This is a genomic window from Planococcus salinarum (genome assembly GCF_007004625.1).
Lineage (GTDB): Bacteria > Bacillota > Bacilli > Bacillales_A > Planococcaceae > Planococcus > Planococcus salinarum.
Genome location: NZ_VIFV01000009.1, coordinates 25564 through 44869 on the forward strand (window position 1 = coordinate 25564; position 19306 = coordinate 44869).

Annotated in this window: 18 protein-coding genes; 12 read left to right on the forward strand and 6 right to left on the reverse strand. The window is 48.2% G+C overall.

Features of this window, described 5'->3' with window-relative positions:
* Nucleotides 1-19 precede the first annotated feature (19 nt).
* From DIJ65_RS07125 to DIJ65_RS07140, 4 genes are all read left to right on the forward strand, one after another.
* The gene (locus tag DIJ65_RS07125; RefSeq protein ID WP_117300594.1) at nucleotides 20-205 is read left to right on the forward strand and encodes a hypothetical protein; all 186 of its coding nucleotides are present in this window, start codon (nucleotides 20-22) and stop codon (nucleotides 203-205) included.
* Between the two features lie 528 nt (nucleotides 206-733).
* Nucleotides 734-1006, forward strand: a complete 273-nt coding sequence (locus DIJ65_RS07130) for a DUF4212 domain-containing protein (RefSeq protein ID WP_117300593.1) — start codon at nucleotides 734-736, stop codon at nucleotides 1004-1006.
* Nucleotides 1007-1100: 94 nt separating this feature from the next.
* Complete coding sequence (locus tag DIJ65_RS07135; RefSeq protein WP_117300591.1) at nucleotides 1101-2765, forward strand: sodium:solute symporter family protein; 1665 nt, start codon at nucleotides 1101-1103, stop codon at nucleotides 2763-2765.
* 385 nt (nucleotides 2766-3150) lie between these two features.
* The gene (locus DIJ65_RS07140; RefSeq protein WP_117300589.1) at nucleotides 3151-3822 is read left to right on the forward strand and encodes a DUF1643 domain-containing protein; all 672 of its coding nucleotides are present in this window, start codon (nucleotides 3151-3153) and stop codon (nucleotides 3820-3822) included.
* Nucleotides 3823-4022: 200 nt separating this feature from the next.
* Here DIJ65_RS07140 and DIJ65_RS07145 read toward each other — a convergent pair whose 3' ends face one another.
* A complete protein-coding gene (locus DIJ65_RS07145; protein WP_185959517.1) occupies nucleotides 4023-4643 on the reverse strand; it encodes a spore germination protein GerW family protein in 621 nt (206 codons plus the stop codon).
* 104 nt (nucleotides 4644-4747) lie between these two features.
* Between DIJ65_RS07145 and DIJ65_RS07150 the strand changes: the two genes are divergently transcribed.
* Nucleotides 4748-6070 (forward strand): MFS transporter, encoded by a 1323-nt coding sequence (locus tag DIJ65_RS07150; protein WP_117300586.1) that lies wholly within the window; start codon nucleotides 4748-4750, stop codon nucleotides 6068-6070.
* A gap of 639 nt (nucleotides 6071-6709) precedes the next feature.
* On the opposite strand, the gene citZ is transcribed toward DIJ65_RS07150, so the two are convergent.
* On the reverse strand, nucleotides 6710-7825 hold the full coding sequence (gene citZ / locus DIJ65_RS07155) for a citrate synthase (protein ID WP_117300585.1): 1116 nt from the start codon (nucleotides 7823-7825) through the stop codon (nucleotides 6710-6712).
* 522 nt (nucleotides 7826-8347) lie between these two features.
* Here citZ and DIJ65_RS07160 point away from each other — a divergent pair.
* Nucleotides 8348-9643 carry an L-lactate MFS transporter gene (locus DIJ65_RS07160; RefSeq protein ID WP_117300583.1) on the forward strand — a complete coding sequence of 432 codons (1296 nt, stop codon included), beginning with the start codon at nucleotides 8348-8350 and terminating at the stop codon, nucleotides 9641-9643.
* 274 nt (nucleotides 9644-9917) lie between these two features.
* On the opposite strand, the gene DIJ65_RS07165 is transcribed toward DIJ65_RS07160, so the two are convergent.
* Nucleotides 9918-11462: a Na/Pi cotransporter family protein gene (locus tag DIJ65_RS07165; RefSeq protein ID WP_117300582.1), complete on the reverse strand. Its 1545-nt coding sequence runs from the start codon at nucleotides 11460-11462 to the stop codon at nucleotides 9918-9920.
* 183 nt (nucleotides 11463-11645) lie between these two features.
* Between DIJ65_RS07165 and DIJ65_RS07170 the strand changes: the two genes are divergently transcribed.
* On the forward strand, nucleotides 11646-11831 hold the full coding sequence (locus DIJ65_RS07170) for a hypothetical protein (RefSeq protein WP_117300580.1): 186 nt from the start codon (nucleotides 11646-11648) through the stop codon (nucleotides 11829-11831).
* Nucleotides 11832-11946: 115 nt separating this feature from the next.
* Here the strand turns inward: DIJ65_RS07170 and DIJ65_RS07175 are convergent, their stop codons facing one another.
* Both DIJ65_RS07175 and DIJ65_RS07180 read right to left on the reverse strand, forming a co-directional pair.
* Nucleotides 11947-12681, reverse strand: coding sequence for a Bax inhibitor-1/YccA family protein (locus DIJ65_RS07175; RefSeq protein WP_117300579.1), 735 nt, complete (start codon nucleotides 12679-12681; stop codon nucleotides 11947-11949).
* 240 nt (nucleotides 12682-12921) lie between these two features.
* Entirely contained in the window at nucleotides 12922-13413 is a 492-nt protein-coding gene (locus DIJ65_RS07180) for a COG4315 family predicted lipoprotein (protein ID WP_117300577.1), read from the reverse strand.
* 258 nt (nucleotides 13414-13671) lie between these two features.
* On the opposite strand from DIJ65_RS07180, the gene DIJ65_RS07185 reads away from it, so the two are divergent.
* Both DIJ65_RS07185 and DIJ65_RS07190 read left to right on the forward strand, forming a co-directional pair.
* Entirely contained in the window at nucleotides 13672-14226 is a 555-nt protein-coding gene (locus tag DIJ65_RS07185) for an RNA polymerase sigma factor (protein ID WP_117300575.1), read from the forward strand.
* 186 nt (nucleotides 14227-14412) lie between these two features.
* Nucleotides 14413-15612, forward strand: coding sequence for a cation:proton antiporter (locus DIJ65_RS07190; RefSeq protein ID WP_117300573.1), 1200 nt, complete (start codon nucleotides 14413-14415; stop codon nucleotides 15610-15612).
* Nucleotides 15613-15679: 67 nt separating this feature from the next.
* Here the strand turns inward: DIJ65_RS07190 and DIJ65_RS07195 are convergent, their stop codons facing one another.
* Nucleotides 15680-16417: a GDSL-type esterase/lipase family protein gene (locus DIJ65_RS07195; RefSeq protein ID WP_117300571.1), complete on the reverse strand. Its 738-nt coding sequence runs from the start codon at nucleotides 16415-16417 to the stop codon at nucleotides 15680-15682.
* A 188-nt stretch (nucleotides 16418-16605) separates the two neighbouring features.
* Here DIJ65_RS07195 and DIJ65_RS07200 point away from each other — a divergent pair, with 188 nt between their 5' ends.
* The 3 genes from DIJ65_RS07200 (at nucleotide 16606) to DIJ65_RS07210 (ending at nucleotide 19257) form a co-directional block, all read left to right on the forward strand.
* Complete coding sequence (locus DIJ65_RS07200) at nucleotides 16606-17475, forward strand: HD domain-containing protein (RefSeq protein ID WP_117300569.1); 870 nt, start codon at nucleotides 16606-16608, stop codon at nucleotides 17473-17475.
* A gap of 134 nt (nucleotides 17476-17609) precedes the next feature.
* Complete coding sequence (locus DIJ65_RS07205; RefSeq protein ID WP_117300567.1) at nucleotides 17610-18260, forward strand: vWA domain-containing protein; 651 nt, start codon at nucleotides 17610-17612, stop codon at nucleotides 18258-18260.
* A gap of 142 nt (nucleotides 18261-18402) precedes the next feature.
* Nucleotides 18403-19257: a YsnF/AvaK domain-containing protein gene (locus DIJ65_RS07210; RefSeq protein ID WP_185959518.1), complete on the forward strand. Its 855-nt coding sequence runs from the start codon at nucleotides 18403-18405 to the stop codon at nucleotides 19255-19257.
* The last annotated feature ends 49 nt before the right edge of the window (nucleotides 19258-19306 follow it).

Sequence of the window (19306 nt, forward strand, 5' to 3'; positions counted from 1 at the left end):
CTTGCAGAAGGAGGTTTATATGATTTGGGTTATAGCTTTCGGACTGGTGACAGTTGCATCAGTGATATTGGGGTTGAGAAAGAAAAAAGCGATTTACTTGCTCGTGCCTTTGGCTTCCATCTTTGCATTCATTTTAGTGAAAATCATCATGGTGCCTCTTCCTTTCACAGACACGGTCCGTTTCATTTTTAGTTTGAGTGGATGAGCAAAATTTAATTTTTCCGGTCTGTATAAGTTGAACTAAAGAATTCACTTTCCATACCGCTTCGGCGCTATGGACAAGGTCCAGGATTATGCTCCTGCGCAAGCTCGTCGCAAAGGAGGTGCCATCTTCGTATGGCACACCTTGGCTCCCGCAATAAGCCGAGAAGAGCACTCGTCTTTTACTTCGTCGGCATTCGCCTGCTCCTAAGCCGCGCCGGCGCTGAGAGAACTCTCTAGAGATATGGAGCAAAACAGCGTAGACTCCTGCGGGAGCAGAAACGGAGTTGGCTTTCCAACTTCGTTTCGACGAAGTGGCGAGATCCACTCGGGCGAATAGCCAAGTGTTGGCCGAAGGTAGTTCGGCCGACGCTTTGCGACGAAGCTAGCGAAGCGATGCAGGAGCACGGGTTTTAGTTAGCTCGACGCAAGACCGCGGCAAGCTTAGCTGTTTTGCGGAATATCAGCTACTATAGTTTATTAGTTCAACATATATAATTTGGATCTTATCAAAAATAATGAGGTGAAGAATTTGAGGAAGATAGATAAAAAAGAAGCAGATGCTTATTATCGCATTCGTACTACTTTAATTATTATTTATTTGGCAATTGGATTTGTCGTCTCTTTTGGTGTCGTGTTTTTCGCGGAGGAGTTGTCAGGTTTTAGCGTCAACGGATTTCCTTTCCATTATTTCATGGGTGCTCAAGGAGCGATTCTTACTTTCATCATTCTATTGTTCATCAATGCTATTGTAAGTGATCGAATTGATAAAAAGTTTGGCCTTGACCAGGTTAAAAAGAAATAACAACCGGTTTCACATAAACAATACAGCATTCTAAAAAAGGGAGCATCCAAAAAATTGAAGATCTTGGATGTACTTTTAAAAAGGGGGAGAACTGGTGGATGCACAATTTATAGTATCACTGAGCCTGATTTTAGGGACTTTTGGTTTGTATATTGGGATAGCCTTTTACAATATGGCACGGGTGACTTCCGATTTCTATGTGGCAGGACGGAATGTACCGGCAGTCTTTAACGGAATGGCGATAGGCGCCGACTGGATGAGTGCCGCTTCTTTTATCGGTCTGGCGGGAACGGTCATGCTTTTAGGCTACGACGGCCTTGCTTATATTATGGGATGGACGGGCGGTTATCTTCTATTAACCTTCTTATTGGCTCCGCAGCTTAGAAAGTCCGGACGTTATACGGTTCCCGAATTCATCGGAGACCGTTATAACAGCGGCACAGCACGCTTAATAGCCGCTGTTGCAACAATCATCATCAGCTTTACATATTCAATCGGACAACTTTCAGGATCAGGAGTTGTGATTGGCCGTCTGCTGGAAGTTGATACGGCCATCGGAACTATGATTGGTGTGGCTCTAATCGCCTTTTACTCTGCGGTCGGGGGGATGAAAGGGATTACCTGGACACAAGTTGCTCAATATATCGTGTTGATCACAGCTTATCTTATACCGGTCATCTTTATGTCACTTCAATTGACCAATAATCCGTTGCCATGGCTTTCTTACGGCCAGATCGTCAGCGAACTGCAAGTATTGGATGCTCAGCTTGGCATATCGGAATACGTAGTACCATTTACAGAGGCGACGAGATGGCAGTTTCTGGCTCTGATGTTTACGCTGATGGCGGGCACAGCTGGCCTGCCACACGTCATCGTTCGTTTTTACACGGTTCCGACAATGAAAGCGGCTCGCTGGAGCGGGGCTTGGGCATTGCTTTTCATCGGCTTGCTTTATTTGTCAGCACCTGCTTACGCGGCGTTTTCGCGTTTTATCTTAATGACTCAAGTAGCAGGTTCATCAATTGCTGATTTACCTGCCTGGACAACTTCGTGGGTCAATACCGGATCGCTTTCGCTGGCAGATGATAATGGCGATGGCATTTTACAATGGGAGGAACTCGTGATCAGCAATGATATCGTGGTCATGGCAACTCCGGAAATCGCCAATCTTGGTGTGTTCGTCATCGGTTTAATGGCAGCAGGGGCAATGGCCGCTGCACTTTCAACAGCCGGCGGATTAATGATCGCGATTTCTGCAGCGCTGTCCCAGGATATTTACTACCGTTCCATCAACCCGCATGCGACCGAAAGAAAACGGTTATTGGTTGGCCGCTGGTCGATCATCATTGCAACCGTGTCAGCAGGGATTGTGGCATTGGATCCGCCGGGAGCTATTACGCAAATTGTTGCGTGGGCCTTTGCACTGGCGTCAGGCACTTTCTTCCCGGCCCTTATTTTAGGCGTTTGGTGGAAACGGGCAAATGGACCGGGTGTTATTGCAGGGATGGTCACCGGTCTGGTGGTGACGCTCGGTTACATTTTTGCTTCCAGATTTGCAGGTTTGAGTATCCTGGGAATCATCGATACGGGTGCTGGAGTGTTTGGAGCAACGGCGGCAATCATTGCGATTATTGTTGTTTCACTGATCACAAAAGCGCCTTCGCAGGAAACTCAGGATGGAGTAATGGATCTCCGTTATCCGGAAGGGATGTATTACAAAAACGGTGAGGTCTGGATAGATGATTCGAAAAAAGAGTAAAGACACAGTGGAATTCTCTATGGTTGACTGAAAAAATCCAGGGGATCACTTGTTTCACAGTTTACAGAAGAAATATAGAAGGAAACATAGACGGGTGGTTTCACCTGGTTTATGTTTCCTTTTTAGATGCTGTAAATATGGAGATTCCTGAAGAGTAAGAGGGGGATGAGTGTAATGCGAAGTCCAGATAAGTTTTTTATTGCGGAAAAACAGGTTTACAATAGCCCTTCAAAAAAAATTCGGAATTATAAAATTAATAATTGCAAACATACGTTCCCGTTGTTATAATGAAAGCACTTAAAGATAGCTTGACGGATCTCTTTGCCGGTCATTCCGACGATGCCTCAACAGAAATGAACTATAAAATTGTTGAAGGAGGAATTGTATGTTTCAATCAGCAAAGGTCCTGGAAGAAATTTTCTCTGTAGAAGCCGCTTTCTACAAATTGAGAACAGGCGAACGGACGCATCTCTGCCGCAGCCTGGCTGCCATCCGCCGGAGGGGAACTCACGGAGATGGAGTTGACGCGCTTTTTGTGCTGCTGAATCCCGGGAAATGCCTTCCGGTGGACGGGGAAGATTCCATTCCCATGTTAACCGGAGAAGCAGACAAGTTGCCGCTATTAGCAGCTGCACCTGATAACACGATGCTTCAGCTGATGCGGTTGATGGAGCGGATGAATTGGAATGGGATAGAGGTCATCAATCTGACGGATATCAGAACAGGGAAATTTGCTGACTATCATGAAGGCCAGAAGTACATGGAGCGATATTGGGACAGCCGCCACACGATTTTTTCGATCGATCGCTATCCCGAACTTTTGGATATTGTGGAAAGAGCGGATTCGGTTATCGCCGGGTGGGGGACTAAGGCGGCGATCAGAAATGCTGCTGAAGAAGCCCATATCATTCTATCGGAATTGGCACCGGTGAATGGTGTGGCTTATGAAAACCACCCGCTGTATTATCACCCGTTTCCCTGGCTCCAGACAAAATGCATCAAATGGCTGGACCATATGGAAAAGGCGTTGAAAAGATCGGAGCAAGTGGCTGAGTAATAGACGCCAATTACGGGGAATATGAGCTTAAGAAATTCGAGTTTCTTCTATTATAAAAAGATAATCAGAAACATAACTCGCCAATACAGAAAAAGTATAGAAAATCATCCGCCGAAGAACGCTTCGGACGACAAAAAGCCATCCGGAAATCAATTGATTTCCGGATGGCTTTTGGCATTTCCAATAACGGTGAATGTACTTTAATCGCTGTGTCCCATGCCTTTCATCTTCCTGCCTTGCCCTTTGTCTTTGCAGCGATTGCCACCCCGCATGCCGCGCCTTTTTTGATGATCCATACGGCGGTTTTGCTTTTCCTGGCTTCGCACCATCAAAAATATTAGCCCGGTCATCATGAGCGGGAGAAGGACAATGAGTTCAAATGGCACAATTGGGCGGTAAACGGTTTTTTCGGCTGTGACATCGTAAATGCCCACTGGCTTGATGAGGAAAGAGCCGCCAGCCCCTTCGCCTTGGCCTCCTTCAACTTCCTCGTAGCCGGGAGACGCCGGATCTTTGTCTTCATGTTCAAAACCGCTGCCGGAACCTGCACCGACACTGTATTTGACTTTGGCTACCGGAATGATGGTCCGGCCGTGCATCTCGACTGGATCACCGTAGATCAGCGAAACATCGCGGGCTTTCGAAAATTTTTCAAATATCGGCAGCACTGGAGAGGATTTGAGGGGTGTAACTTCTTTTTCATCCGTATTCTTCACTCCTTTTAATTGGGTTGTATGACTGGCCGTGCAAAGCTCTTTTGCGCCTTGGCTGAAGTGGCTGGGATAACGTTGTTTCACCCCCTGAACTGATAGTATATACATTCGCTTCATCCGGCGTTATCCCTCTATTTTATTTTGGGGATTGTTGAAATTCGCCTTCAAGCGCATACTAATACAAAAGAAGGATACAGAAAGAGGGAAGTTTCATGGCTGGGAAAGAAGAAAAACACAATTCGGGGCAGGGGAATTCCGAATTGATGAGGCAATATACGGAGTCGCCGGAAATGCAGCAGCAATTGTACCGGAAAACGCTGTGGGTTGTGGTCTTTTCGCAGATTTTGGGCGGGGCAGGACTAGCCGCAGGCGTTACAGTCGGCGCATTGCTGGCACAGGATATGTTCGGAGACGCGAGCTTTGCCGGAATTCCAACTGCTCTTTTCACTCTGGGGTCTGCGGGCGGCGCATATCTAGTCGGTAAACTGTCCCAGAAATTCGGCAGGCGTCCGGGGCTCGCTGCAGGGTTTTTCATCGGCGGTGCAGGGGCTGTCGGCGTCATCTTGTCGGCGGTTGCGGACAATATCGTGATGCTCCTCATTTCACTCCTGTTTTACGGAGCGGGAACAGCGACCAATTTGCTGTCCCGCTATGCCGGTACGGATCTGGCAAGCTCGAAGCAGCGAGGAAAGGCGATCAGTATCGCCATGGTTGCAACGACCTTTGGTGCGTTCGCCGGACCGAACCTTGTCGGCGTCATGGGCCGCTTCGCCGAGTCCATCAGCATTCCGGCGCTCGCGGGGCCATTCATCCTGGCTGCGGCAGCCTATTTTACAGCAGCTCTTGTATTGTTCTTATTCCTGCGACCGGATCCTTTGCTTGTGGCACAGGCGGTTGCAAATAAAAAAGAGTTGGATGACAAGGTGCTGAATAAATCAGCTGCCGACATACCTGCAATCAACAGCCGGGGCGTGTTTCTTGGCGCAACGGTGATGGTCATCACACAGATTGTCATGGTGGCGATCATGACAATGACGCCAGTTCATATGGGCAATCATGGACATAGCCTCAGCGCAGTGGGCATGGTCATCAGCATCCATATCACGGCAATGTATTTGCCATCATTGCTGACCGGGGTATTGGTGGATAAAATCGGCCGGACTGCGATGGTCATCGCGGCAGGCGCTACACTTCTATCCGCAGGCACCGTTGCAGCATTAGCACCAGGCGGCTCGCTTCCTATGCTGGTACTCGCACTTGCTCTCCTTGGTCTGGGCTGGAATTTCGGCTTGATCAGCGGGACGGCACTGATCGTCGATTCCACTTTGCCGGAGGCCAGGGCCAAAACACAAGGGACGGTCGATGTGCTTGTGGCGCTGTCCGGTGCGGCGGGCGGCATGCTGTCCGGGATGGTGGTCGCCGGCTACAGCTTTTCTACCTTGTCGTTCGGCGGCGGTTTCCTTGCGCTCCTGCTTATACCGGTTGTCGTCTGGTCGCTTGGTCACAGCAATGCGAAGACTGCTAGATCAAGCTGAAATTGACAAATTGTTTCTTCGGGACAGATGAAAAAGGCGGTTCCTGTTTGTACAGGAACCGCCTTTTCAGGCTGTCGAGAAACCATCAACTTCTATAATCTTCTATAATCATTACGTTCTAGACGGATGCTTTCTTATGCGCAGTCAAGTGTTTTTCACATGTTTTATCTCAAGAGTTGACAAAATAAGGCGATGGAACGGTTGCTTTCTGTTCCGGTGCGCGCTTTCCGCGGGCTCACGCCCAAGCCTCCTCAGTAGCTGCGCTCCCTGCGGGGTCTCAGGACTCGCTTTGCGACGAAGCAACGGAGCGATGCAGGAGCACCTCTTTGCCCTTCACCGCCTGACGCTTCATTTTTGTTCTATGTAGAATGAGAGTGTCTGCTTCTTGAGCTAGACTTAAAAGGATATTCTTTTATAGAAAGCGATTCGAGATATGGAGCAAAACAGCGCAGACGCCCAGGGGACCAAGCGAAGTGCTGAGATCCACTCGGGCGAAGTGCAACGAGACCGAGTTAGCTCAGCGCGAGCCCCCAGGCAAGCGAAGCTGTTTTGCGGAATATCGATTACATACTTTTCTTTCTCAACAAACTGAAAAGGCGATTCCTTTTTGTACAGGAATCGCCTTTATTCTTCTTATCTTTATCTCTCGTCAACCGGCACGTATGTCTGCATGCCCGGCCCGATATATTCCGCACGCGGACGGATCAAACGGTTGTTCGAGTACTGCTCAAGAATATGAGCCAGCCAGCCGGATGTTCGGGAGACCGCAAAGATCGGCGTGAACAGGTCATGCTCGATGTTCAGGCTGTGATAGACAGAGGCCGAATAGAAATCCACGTTCGGTGGGAGATCCTTTTGGCCCGTGACGATTTTGTCGATTTTCACCGACATGTCGTACCATTTCTCTTCGCCCCGGATTTTCGTCAATTTCTGGGACATCTCACGCAAATGCTTCGCTCGCGGGTCACCCTTGCGGTAAACGCGGTGGCCGAAGCCCATGATTTTTTCTTTGTTTGCAAGTTTTTCATTGATGGCGGCTTCGACGTTTTCCACAGAGCCGATTTCCGTCAGCATCTTCATCACCTGCTCGTTGGCTCCGCCGTGCAACGGGCCTTTCAATGCGCCAATGGCTGCCGTTACACCGGAATAGACGTCGGAAAGAGTTGCAACGGCAACGCGTGCCGTGAATGTCGACGCGTTCAATTCGTGGTCGGCGTGAAGCACGAGTGATTTGTTGAATGCTTCTTCCTCGATGTCGGCTGGAACATTTCCGGAAAGCATGTAGAGAAAGTTGGCGGCAAAACTTAAATCGGCTTTCGGTGAGATCGGCTCCTGTCCGCTGCGGACGCGTGCGAACGCAGTCACCAATGTGGCGATTTTGGCCTGGATGCGGATCGCCTTGCGGTAGTTCGCTTCCGGTTCCATTACTTCGGCTTCTTCATCGAAGAGGCCCAACAGGGAAACGGCTGTACGCAAAGCCGCCATCGGATGAACGTTTTTGATGTCGTATGTTTTGAAATGGTCCAAAACTGCCTGCGGCACTGACATATCAGTTGTCAATTGCTGCTTCAGTTCCGCCAATTCGCCTGCTTTCGGCAGACGCTGGTGCCACAGCAGGTAAATCACTTCTTCAAAGCTTGCGTTTGCCGCTAAGTCATCGATATCGTAGCCGACGTAGGTAAGTGTGTCATCGATGATGGAACTGATGGCGGATTGGGTTGCGACAATACCTTCTAAACCTTTTGTTGTTGTCAATTGAATCTCTCCTTGTAATGTATTCTGGAGCACAAATCTTGCAGGTTCACTTATGGATACATCAATATATTCGGTAAGCGCTTACATCGAGGCTATGGAAGACGATCCGAAAATATCAAAACAGTAGTTTCGGATAATTGTGACTATTTTGTGCTGTTTCTTTACTGTAACTCTTTTTCGGTGAATACCTTGTGTAAAATGATTGCATTCGTTTAAACAATGGTTAAGCCAGCAGATTCGGCATCTGAACTAGAGAGTTTTGAAATTCCCGCAAAACAGCGAATTGAAAAGGGAGTGCAGGCAGGGAATTTCATATTCTTTGTTAACCACTTAACCGGTCAAAAGAAAAATTTTTAAAGTGGCTTTCCTGCACTGCCGCCTGGCTTTCTCATGTTTTTTATGTGCTTTAAAAATTATTTTTTTCAAAAAAGTATTTGTTTTATTTTGGATTAAGATGTATTGTCTGTAGAATCGCTTCAAAAGTGATGAGGTGGAAATTTCACTATAAAAGGGGGATATTTGATGAAAAAAACAAAAAACAGGTGGCTGATCGCTTTAGCGGCGATTGCCATCCAGCTGTCAATCGGGGCAGCATATGCCTATAGTGTCTATACGACGCCAATCAGCAGTGAAATGGGGTGGGAAGCTAAAGAAATCACCTATGCCTTCACGATCATGATGGCACTTGGCGGTATCTCGGCCGCTTTCTTTGGTGGATTTGTCGAGAAGAAGGGACCCCGGAAGTCAGCGATTCTGGCAGCATTCCTCTTCGGTTTCGGGCAGGCGGGTGCAGGCTTTGCCATTCACATCGAATCGCTGGGATTATTTCTTCTTACATACGGTCTGTTAAGCGGACTGGGACTGGGGGTAGGCTATATCGCGCCTATTTCGACTCTCGTCAAATGGTTCCCGGACCGCAGAGGATTGGCAACCGGTATGGCAGTTATGGGCTTCGGGGCCGGTGCGTTGATCACTGCACCGGTTGCGGCCAATCTGATCGGTTCATTTGGAGTCAGCACTACTTTCTATATTCTTGGCATAAGTTATTTTATCCTGATTGTTTTGGGCGCTTCATACATTGCGCCGCCACCGGCAGACTGGATGCCGCAGGGAATGCAGCAAGCCATTGATTCCGGCAAAAAAGTCATGAAAAAAGACTTGGCACAGTTGACTGCCAAAGAGGCAGTGAAAACGCGCCGTTTTTGGATGCTTTGGTCAATGATGCTGATCAACGTAAGTGCCGGCATCATGATCATCTCTGTTGCATCACCCATGTCACAGGAGTTAATCGGGCTTTCAGCAGCCGGCGCTGCTACATTGGTCGGACTCATGGGGATTTTCAATGGTGGAGGCAGACTCGGATGGGCTGCGATTTCTGATTATATCGGCCGTCCAACCGTCTACACAATTTTCTTTGGACTGCAGATTGTTGCGTTCGTAATGCTTCCGAATATCGGCAATGTATTGCTGTTCCAGGCATTGATCCTCGTCATCATCAGCTGCTATGGCGGCGGGTTTTCCAATCTTCCGGCATTTATCGGAGATCTTTTTGGCACCAGGCAATTGGGTGCGATCCACGGCTACCTTTTGACAACATGGTCGTTGGGGGGGATCATCGGACCGGCAATCGTTTCGCAGATCAGAGAGCGGACCGACAGCTATTTGCCGGTGTTTTACGTCTTCATTGTCCTGGTGTCCATCGCTTTCCTGATCTCGCTGTTGATTCGCCGGGACATCAAACGGATTGAAGGACAAGGGCAAGAACTAAAGGAAACAGCCCCTTCAAAAGAGCTGCATCTTCAAGAGAGCAACAGCTGATCATTAACAAAAACCTTAACGAAAAAAGTCGATTCCAGAAACCTTAGCGGTTTTTGGAATCGACTTTTTTGGTAAGTAATCGCAAGTATGCCCTGCATAATTAGCGCTGTTTTGAAAGATTCTTTTCTTACAGGGTTTTGTCCCCAAATTGTCTGCGAATCTTAACGACAATTCATAAAATCTTGCTCAGAGGCTATGGAGACAAAAGGTGACTGAAACAGCTATTGGGGCATTTCCTGGTACTTTTCCAGTTCCCTTTTGTGTACATGATTTTTCAGTCTCCCAGCCGTGCTACTGCACGCCAGCAATGATAAAGCACGCCATCGTACCACAGCAGGGCATCGACTTTTTTCAGCACGAGGTCCAGATCATCACCGGATTTCGCAGCTCGGACAAAATATTCATCGCGGCGTACTTTCCGGTGCTTCGCCATTGCCGCTGATGCGTCGCCCAGCTCCGCTGCCAGCGCAGGCATAGCTTTATCATCAAAAATGAGCTTCTCTGCTTTTCCCATCAATGGCAGCCAGCGTTCGGCAAGTCCTGGGTGGAGGCGGTCTGCGACATTTGCGGCGGGTTCACTCAACACCTGCAGCAGACGATCGATATGATCAAGTGCATGCAGAATCTGCACATGACGATTGAAGACATCAGGCGACATCGTTTCGATTTGTGTCAAAAACGTGCGCACCTGCATCGCTGCATTATGCAAGTGGGCAATCTCTTCAATACTGGTGGCCCCGCCAGCGAGTGCATTGCGTGCCAGACCGAAAAGCTTTGCAAGAATCAGCTGGATGGTGCGGTGGGCAGCTTCAAGTGCGACTTCCGGGATGACGGCCACTGACGCATCCAAATGATGCAGCAGTGGGTCGCCTTTATCCGGAAGCAACCATTCCAGCAGACGGACGAACCACGGCAGCACCGCTGCGAATGCCAGCACACCGAGTACATTGAATAGGGTATGGAAAATGGCGATGCCGACAGCCGCATCAAATGTGCCGAAGAAAGCCGTACTCAGGCCACGCGTCGTCCACAGCAAAAGCGGGGTGAGCAGCACCGCAAGAAACGCCGTCCCCAGATTGAACAGCACATGCGTCAAGCCCGCCCGTTTGGCCGCTGTCCCTGCGCCGATTGCTGCCAGCACCGCGGTAAATGTTGTACCGATGTTTTGCCCGATAACCAGATATGCGGCTTGTTCAAAGCCGATGACGCCAGAGAACAGCGCAGTCAATGTCGTTGCCACGGCAACCGACGAAGACTGCATGATTACTGTCATCACAGCCCCAACCGTCACCAGTAAAAAGATATTCGTCAGCCCTTCGAATGATACCGCCGTCTGCAGGTCCGCCATGCCTGCCTGCAGCACTCCGATGCCGAGAAACAGCATGCCGAAGCCGGCGAAAACCTCGCCATATGCGGCCTTGTTCTTGGGGAGGATCGTCTGCGCAAGCACCCCAAGGCCAATAACCGGCAATGCCCACGCCAGCAAATCGACTTTAAAGCCGATGAACGACACCAGCCAGCCCGTGCTTGTGCTGCCGATGTTGGCGCCCATAATTACGCCGATCGATTGCCGGAATGGCAGCAAGCCTGCACTGACAAATCCTATAGTCAATACCGTTACTGCAGTCGACGACTGAATGATCGCCGTGATCAGAGCGCCGGAAAAAATGGCGCGGCCGGTCCCGCCGGAAATGCGCTTCATCCAATCTTTGATGAACTCGCCTGCCAGCTCTTTCAACGCACCTGTCATCATCTGCATCCCGAGTATAAATAAACCAATTCCGCCGATGAGGGCCGCCGCCATTTCCATGATCTTCATCTCCTGTCGTTCTCTCCCCTCAAGTGTAAAGCAACTTGCAGAGAAATCCGCTCATTTTGACTGAATATTCTTCCTTTTGTCAAGGGAATATTGCTATGATATTGGAAACGGTCAATTCAAGTCTGACCCGACAGCAGAACCCCGGAATCAGGGGCTCCAAGTCAAAAGGGGGAGGAATCCATTATGGATAAAAAGAAGGAATACGATTATTCGAAAATACCGTTTACCGGTCTCGGTCTGATATTCGGAACGGCAATTGGTGCAGCTTTAAGTCTTATCATTACCGGAAATGTCATATGGGCCGGGATAGGGACAGGAGTTGGACTGATTGTTGGTGCGGCAATGGATGGTTTCAAGAAACGGAAGTAACGAATGGACATAAGACCTAACAGGAACTGTCACGCAAGTTGCATCTGAATATTCATATTCGGTGACTTCATTCAAATTGGGATTAAAAAAAACGCCCCGAAGGACGTTTTCCTGATTACCTGCTGCGCAGTTTTGACAACAGACGGAGAATTTCAAGATACAGCCATACCAATGTGACCAGAAGGCCGAAAGCTCCGTACCATTCAAAATATTTCGGAACGCGGCTGGACGCAGCATTTTCAATATAATCGAAATCCAGCACGAGGTTCAAAGCCGCGATGATGACAATCACAACACTGATGGCGATGCCGATCGGAGTCGCTTCGTGCAGGTGTGGGATGTTGAAGCCGAAAAAGCCGCCGATAAATGAAAAGACATAAACGAGGAAAATGGCACCGGTTGCAGCGACCACACCCATCCGGAAGTTTTGTGTGACTTTGATGAAACCGGATTTATAGGCGAATAACAAACTGAACAGTACGCCCATTGTCAGAAGAACGGCCTGGAAGACAATGCCGCCGTATTGTGCTTCGTATTGTGCCGAAATTGCACCGAGGAATAACCCTTCCAATAATGCGTAAAGCGGAGCCGTAAACGGCGATATCTTCGGGACAAAGATGGTAATCAGTGCTACAATCAGGCCGCCGATTGCGCCAATCAGAATAAGCGGCAGCACGCTGCCCGGATTGCTTACAAACTGGTTCCAGGAATAGACGAATGTGGCCAGCAGGAGGAGCATCAAAATCAATGTCTTGTTTACCGTTCCCTGGATGGTCATTGTCTGGCCGGAGCCGACAGTATCAAATTTTTCAAATGCTTCTTTTTTCAAACTTGGATTTCCACTTCTCAAAAGTTTCACCTCTTAATTTATTACGAGCAGATTTCATTATATCGCGTATGTAGTCAATGACCAAATTATAATGGAAATACATAAGACTGATTCAGATTTGGACGAGAGAATCGCAAATGGTTGGAGTTCCGGTACGATTGATGCGACTTACCCGGTCCTCATGAATGAACTGGCAATGAAAAAAGGGCCGGTGTTGCAAAAAATGCAACAACGGCCTTATGGAAATTAACTCCCCCGATCTCACTCAGCAAATTCCGTCGAATCATTTACGATATACCAGGCGCCACTAAAGCCCTGGCCGTTAACATCTCCCTCGACCGTATCGTTTATGAAATAGTAAAGAGGATATCCTTTGTAGGTCACTTGTTCTTCTCCAGTATCGTCCCGTGTAATCGTATCGAAATCGCTTTCCTCATAACCTTCCGGCACCTCCAAATCCGAGACTGTAAAAGCAGGCCAATTAGCGAGACAGTCATCGGCGCAATTGCTTGTTTCAGGCTCATCATTTGTGAAGTAGTAAAGAGCCATCCCGTCGGAATCAGCAAGATATTCCCCGGTTGCATCATTTTCCATCACCCGTAAAACCTGTTCGGACTCTTCTGTTCCGGCAGGTTCTTCAGTTTCCTCTGGAGGGGTAGGGTCTCCTCCCATGTAATTTGTCTGGTCATTGCCGCATGCCGCCATAAAAATGAATGTGAAAAGAATTGTGAAAAGGAACAAGCGTTTTTCCATTTTTCTGCACTCCTTTATCTGGTATTTGCAAACTCGACAAAGAGCGGATGGACAAAGGGTTGAGAAGGATGAAAGACGGAATCGATCGGTTTCAAAACTTGTTGCTGTATAGAATCGCTTCCAATTTATCGGAATATTCTCTATATTATAAGTAACGCATAAACCGGTGATCAGGTTTGAAAATCAACGCATTTATTTCCGCTTCGTGAAAAATCCTGGCTGCAAACAAGAAACTGCAGGGAGAAGGTGTGCACTGCAATGAACCGGAAAAGCGACAGGGAATTGATGGAGCTGGTCAATCAGAAACAACGCGCTGCATTGGAGGAAATTTACTGCCGTTACACGAAGCTGGTCCATCATTTTGTGTTTAAGCTTTGCAATGGCAACCCCGAGAAAACGAAGGAAATCAGTCAGTTGGTTTTTTTGAAGCTGTGGACAACAGACAGCAGGTACGATGAGGCCAAAGGGAGTTTTGTCAACTGGCTTTTGACAGTTGCAAGGAATGTCTGCATCGACTATTTCCGTCAGGAACATGCACACACACGATCGAAGCAGGCGGCGGGGGATGACCGGTTACTGGAACAGGCAACGGTATCCGATGAAATCGAGCGGCTGATTGATAAGAATGACATGATCCAGGCAAAGAAATGCTTAACCGCTGCACAGCTACGCACGATTAATCTTTTTTACTGGAAAGGGTATACACTGGCCGAAATTTCACTGATTGAAGAGGCACCTTTAGGTACCATCAAAAGCCGGCTTCATCAATCGCTGATTAAATTGCGCCGGCATATGGAAAAAAATGACCGATGAGCAGGCAGCTCCGTTTGGCCAAGTTCATCTATAATTCCAACAGCAGCAAATAAAGCCGATTTTTAATCTTGAGATCAGCTCTCCTTGTCATTGGGAGTTGGCGCTCTTTTGTTTGATGGACGTTTAACCGGACCTGTACAGGATATTTAGTGAGAAAAGGCTAGTTACCTCAAGGAGGTCGTCTGAGTGGGCACTCATCAATTGCTTCTCCTGTTATTTATCGGTTATATCGTCTACACGATTGATATCAAAAAGAACTTTTTTCCGGTGCCCGTGGTGTTGGTCCTGATTGGATTGGGCTTATCCTTTATGCCGTATTTTGAGGATTTCAAGATCTCAAAAGATATTATCTTTAACATTTTTCTTCCGGCCATACTTTTTACGTCCGCATACCAATTTCCTTTGAAACAATTGCGGGCAAATATTGGCATCATCGTCACATTGAGTTCGATCGGCATGATTGCCGTCGTCTTTTTGCTGGGACTTTCCATTTATCTGGCGGGAACGGTGTTTACCGCAGTATCATTTTCCGCATCCTTTCTGCTGGCAGCAATTCTGGCCCCTACTGACCCTGTCTCGGTCACCACTATACTGAAGGAAAGCAGCGGTGCCGAACAAATAGCGGATGTGGTGGAAGGGGAGTCCATGATCAATGATGGTACCAGCATCGTATTTTTCACCATTTTCCTGACAGTGTTTCAGACTGGGAATGGCTTCTCAGTCTGGAACTTCGTCACGGAACTTTTGGTGGTCTCATTCGGCGGCCTGCTGCTCGGCATTCTGATCGGTTGGCTGATGAGCAAGACAATCCGCTTCACGAAAGACAAAAAGTATCATGTCATGCTGAGTATAATAGGCGCTTACGGTGCATTTTATATCGGTGAAGCATTTGGGGTGTCGGGTGTACTGGCGACAGTGGCCGCCGGCATTTTCGTTTCGTATGAAATGAGGAAGGAAATCGAGGAAGACAACCTGCAGCAATCTCTCGACGGATTTTGGGATATCGTCACACCCGTGCTGCTTGCCGTCCTGTTTCTTTTGATCGGTATCCGGGGAGCTGACTATTTGGCATTTTCAGAATGGTGGTTTGCAGTTGCAATCTTTCTGTTTGCCATCATTATCCGTTTTATCGTTATAGCCGCCTTCATCTACGGGGTTCCGATTTGGCGTCAGGAATTCAAAAATGATTTCTCCACAATCACATTAACCGCCTGGTCTGGCATAAAAGGCGCGATGTCAGTCGCCTTATTGCTCTGGCTGGAAGAAACTGCCGGAGGTGATGACCAGATTCTGGTATCTCTTTCTTTTGCCGCCATCCTGCTGTCACTGGTCATTCAGAGTATCGGCATTTATCCATTATCCAAAATACTGAAAAATCTCCAATAATTCCCTTCAAATGGGAAGGAGTAGCAAAAAAGGTCCCGTCCGCATAGTCGCGGACGGGACCTTTTTTTCACTCAAAGCCGAATGCGTCGCTGCCGATTTGTGCAAGGACCTGCTGGCCCGCGGCAGTCGGATGGATATCACCGGAGATAACATATAATGCCTGGTCGTTGCCGAAGGCGCTATAGGCATCTGCAAGGTAGACATTTTCACTGGAAGCTGCCAAAGCGGCAAACATCTGATTGATGCCCGGCAAGACTGAATCGGCTACATTGTGTAGCGGATCATTCACCTGGAATGGATTGTAGACGTTGTAAAGCACAATGGGAGCATCCGTCAGTGAACGGGTTTCAAGGATAGTGGCTGAAATATTGGCGACCACATCACTGGCACCCAACTTTTGCATCAGCAATTGCTGGAACAGAACGAGGTCTCCCGCGCTTTCATTTCCTGCCTCACGCAGAATTTGCAGGAGGTCATTATTGCCGATTGTGATGGTGACATAATCAGCATGTTTAACAGCCTGGCGGTATTTCTGTTCAGCTTCCAGGGCATCAAGCAACTGATCGCTCTGCCAGCCTGATACGCCGAGGTTCCTGACACGCAGGTCGTCTTCAGCACCAATAAGAAACGGATAAGCCGCTTTCGAAGGGTTTTGATTGGTCTGGCCCAGGTTAAGGCCAAATGGGATGGAATCCCCGAGAGCCACCAGCGATTCTTTTGCCTGTTCACTCTCGGCAAAAGCGGCAGGCGAAGCAATCGATCCAGCAAGAACCACAACAGCCAGAGATTTGATGATTTTTTTCATGGACATTCTCCTTTCAATTTTATTACATTTTTAGTATAAACTTATTTAATTGAATTGTCTGTAAATATTCTGGGATTGGTATGCATTAATTTCCGCTGCAAATAAAACCGGCATATAGAGGGGTTTGAGTATGATAAGATTATTGCAACAGCAAGTCTTTTGAAACCGAAAGAGAAAGGGGTTAGAGCATGAATCCGCTAATTGATAAAGCAGCCCGTTTTGCCGCCATCAAGCATGATGGACAATACCGCAAAGGTTCGAATATCCCGTATATCACGCATCCATTCGGTGTGGCAATGATTCTGATGGAAGAAAAGCAGCCTGACAGCCTGATTGCAGCCGGCCTATTGCACGACACGCTAGAAGATACCGAGGTAACGGAGGAAGAGTTGTTCGAGCATTTTGGGGAGGAAATCCTGATGCTTGTCAAAGCCGCGTCCGAACCCGATAAAACTCTTTCCTGGGAATTACGGAAACAGCATACCATTGCCAATCTGCCGTCCCACTCCACAGAGGAACTTTACCTCATCCTGGCTGATAAGCTGCACAATCTCCGATCGGTACAGGCCGATGTCCTGAAGCAGGGGAACGCTGTATGGGGCCGCTTCAAAAGAGGGAAGCGTGAGCAAAGCTGGTATTATATGAGCATAGTCCATGAGCTTCGCGCGAGAAAAAGGGAGATTCCGCTGATCCGAAAACTGGAAGAAGAGGCGATGGAGCTTTTCACGGGTAAAAAGCGGCTGTCGGTCCATGATATCCAGCTGCTGTTTACGTGTTTCCGTTCAGTGGAACTGGCGGAGCGGGAAGAACTGGAGAGGTCCGGTCTTGCCGTTTTTGCCGGGGAGCTTTGGGAAAAGGCGGAATCCGATTCGGGTACGGAAACACAGGGTGCTTCAATTCCCTTTCGGCCAGAGTCCGAACAGACCGGTTCACAACAGCCCAAAGACCAGGCAGCCGATCCATATGAAGATGCCTGTCTTCAGGAGCTGAAATACCGCCTCGCTTGGGACGATGAACTCTTCCGGAAATATTTCAACGATTTCTATTCACCGGACTGAAACGGTTGGGCAGATCAGCAGACGGCGTAAGAGAATTGCTCCCCAGGGCAAAAAATGTCGCTTCTGAAGCGACCTGTCTGTCTCTATTAAATCGTATCCTTAAGTTGTTAAGAAAACTTGAGGAGGAATTGTATATGAAAAATGGAATGACGGAATTGGTTTTTATTCTCGATAAGAGCGGTTCGATGGCTGGTTTGGAACGGGACACCATCGGCGGTTTCAATGCATTGGTGGAAAAACAGCGGAAGCTTCCCGGTGATGTTCGTGTCACCACCGTGCTTTTCAATCAGGCATATGAATTGCTTCACGACCGAATCTCCCTGAAAGGGATTTCCCCGCTGACGGAAACGGATTACGAAGTCGGGGGCATGACGGCGTTGCTCGACGCCGTCGGATCGACTATCCAGAAAATAAGCAATGCCCAGCAGCGGACACTGGAACAGGAACGCGCGGACAAAGTGATGTTCGTCATCACGACAGATGGCATGGAAAATGCAAGCTGCGAATACGGGTACCGGAAAATTCACGAAATGATTGCGGCGCAAAAGGCTGATGCCAATTGGGAATTCGTCTTTCTGGGCGCGAATATCCATGCTGTCGCAACTGCACAAAAATTCGGGGTGGCAGAAGAATTCGCCGTCGAGTATCACGCGGATGCTGAAGGAACACAGCTGAATTATGATGTCCTCAGCAAAGCCGTGACATCGTTCCGGACAGGGAAATCACTCGACCGCAGCTGGAAAAAAGATATTGAAAGAGATTATAAAAACCGTGCGAAAAAGTAAGAAATTCCTTGAGTTGCCCTTCCTTTACCGGCGGGGCTTTTTGATTGTCCTAAACTTCGGATAGTTTTGATTGAAATGCCAGAGGGTAGTGAGTCTATATGGACAAAAGTATTCAAAATCGATTGTTGGAGGTATGGATACAATGGATAAAAAGGGCAATAAGCGTTTCGGTTTTTTTGGCGCACAAATGGAAGTTGATGAAAAAATTGAAGAATTGAAAAAAGAAGGCTATCCTTCGGACAATATGTATGTCATTGCCAAAGACAATGAGCAGATCAATGAATTGCGTTCCCATTCAGACATGCACTTCAGCACGGAGCAGGACGGGGAATGGATCGATAAATTCAAAGAACTTTTTTCAGAAAACAGCTCGTTGAAACATGTCTTTGAGGAAATGGGATTCAGCAGAAGTGAAGCCGAAGACTACAATCGCCGTATCGAGAACGGGGAAATTTTCCTGTTTGCGGATGATGAAATTTATCGGGACACCGAAGATGCGGCAGGCTCCAGCGCTTTCGAAAATTCACAGGATCCGGCCAATGAGTTTGAAGAGACGCCTAAAATGAGCCGGAAAGAGCGACGCAAGAAGCTTTCCGGAACGGGTGAGGAGAGCCTGTTGCTGCACGAGGAGCAGCTCGAAGTGAATAAAGAGCGGGTGAAGACCGGCGAGGTTAACGTAAACAAGCGGATTGTGGAAGAACAGCAGCATATGGATGTGCCAGTAGAAAGGGATGACGTAAGCGTGGAACGCAGACCGGTCACGGATACTGGCAATCCGGATGAAGAGTTGAAAAAGGAGCCCTATCAGGTTGGGGATGAACTCCATATCCCTATCGTCGAGGAAAGGCTTGTTGTTACGAAAATGGAAGTGGTCACAGAAGAGATTGTGGTGACCAAAAGAAAAGTCAGTGACACCGAACACATTTCAGAAACCATCCGCCGTGAAGAAGTCGACATCGACGAAAGTGGAGGCCCGGCAGGCGGTTATAAAAAGTAAATCCTCGCTGGAATTTTCCTGTTGGCCAGGCCTTCTCAAGCGTGAATGT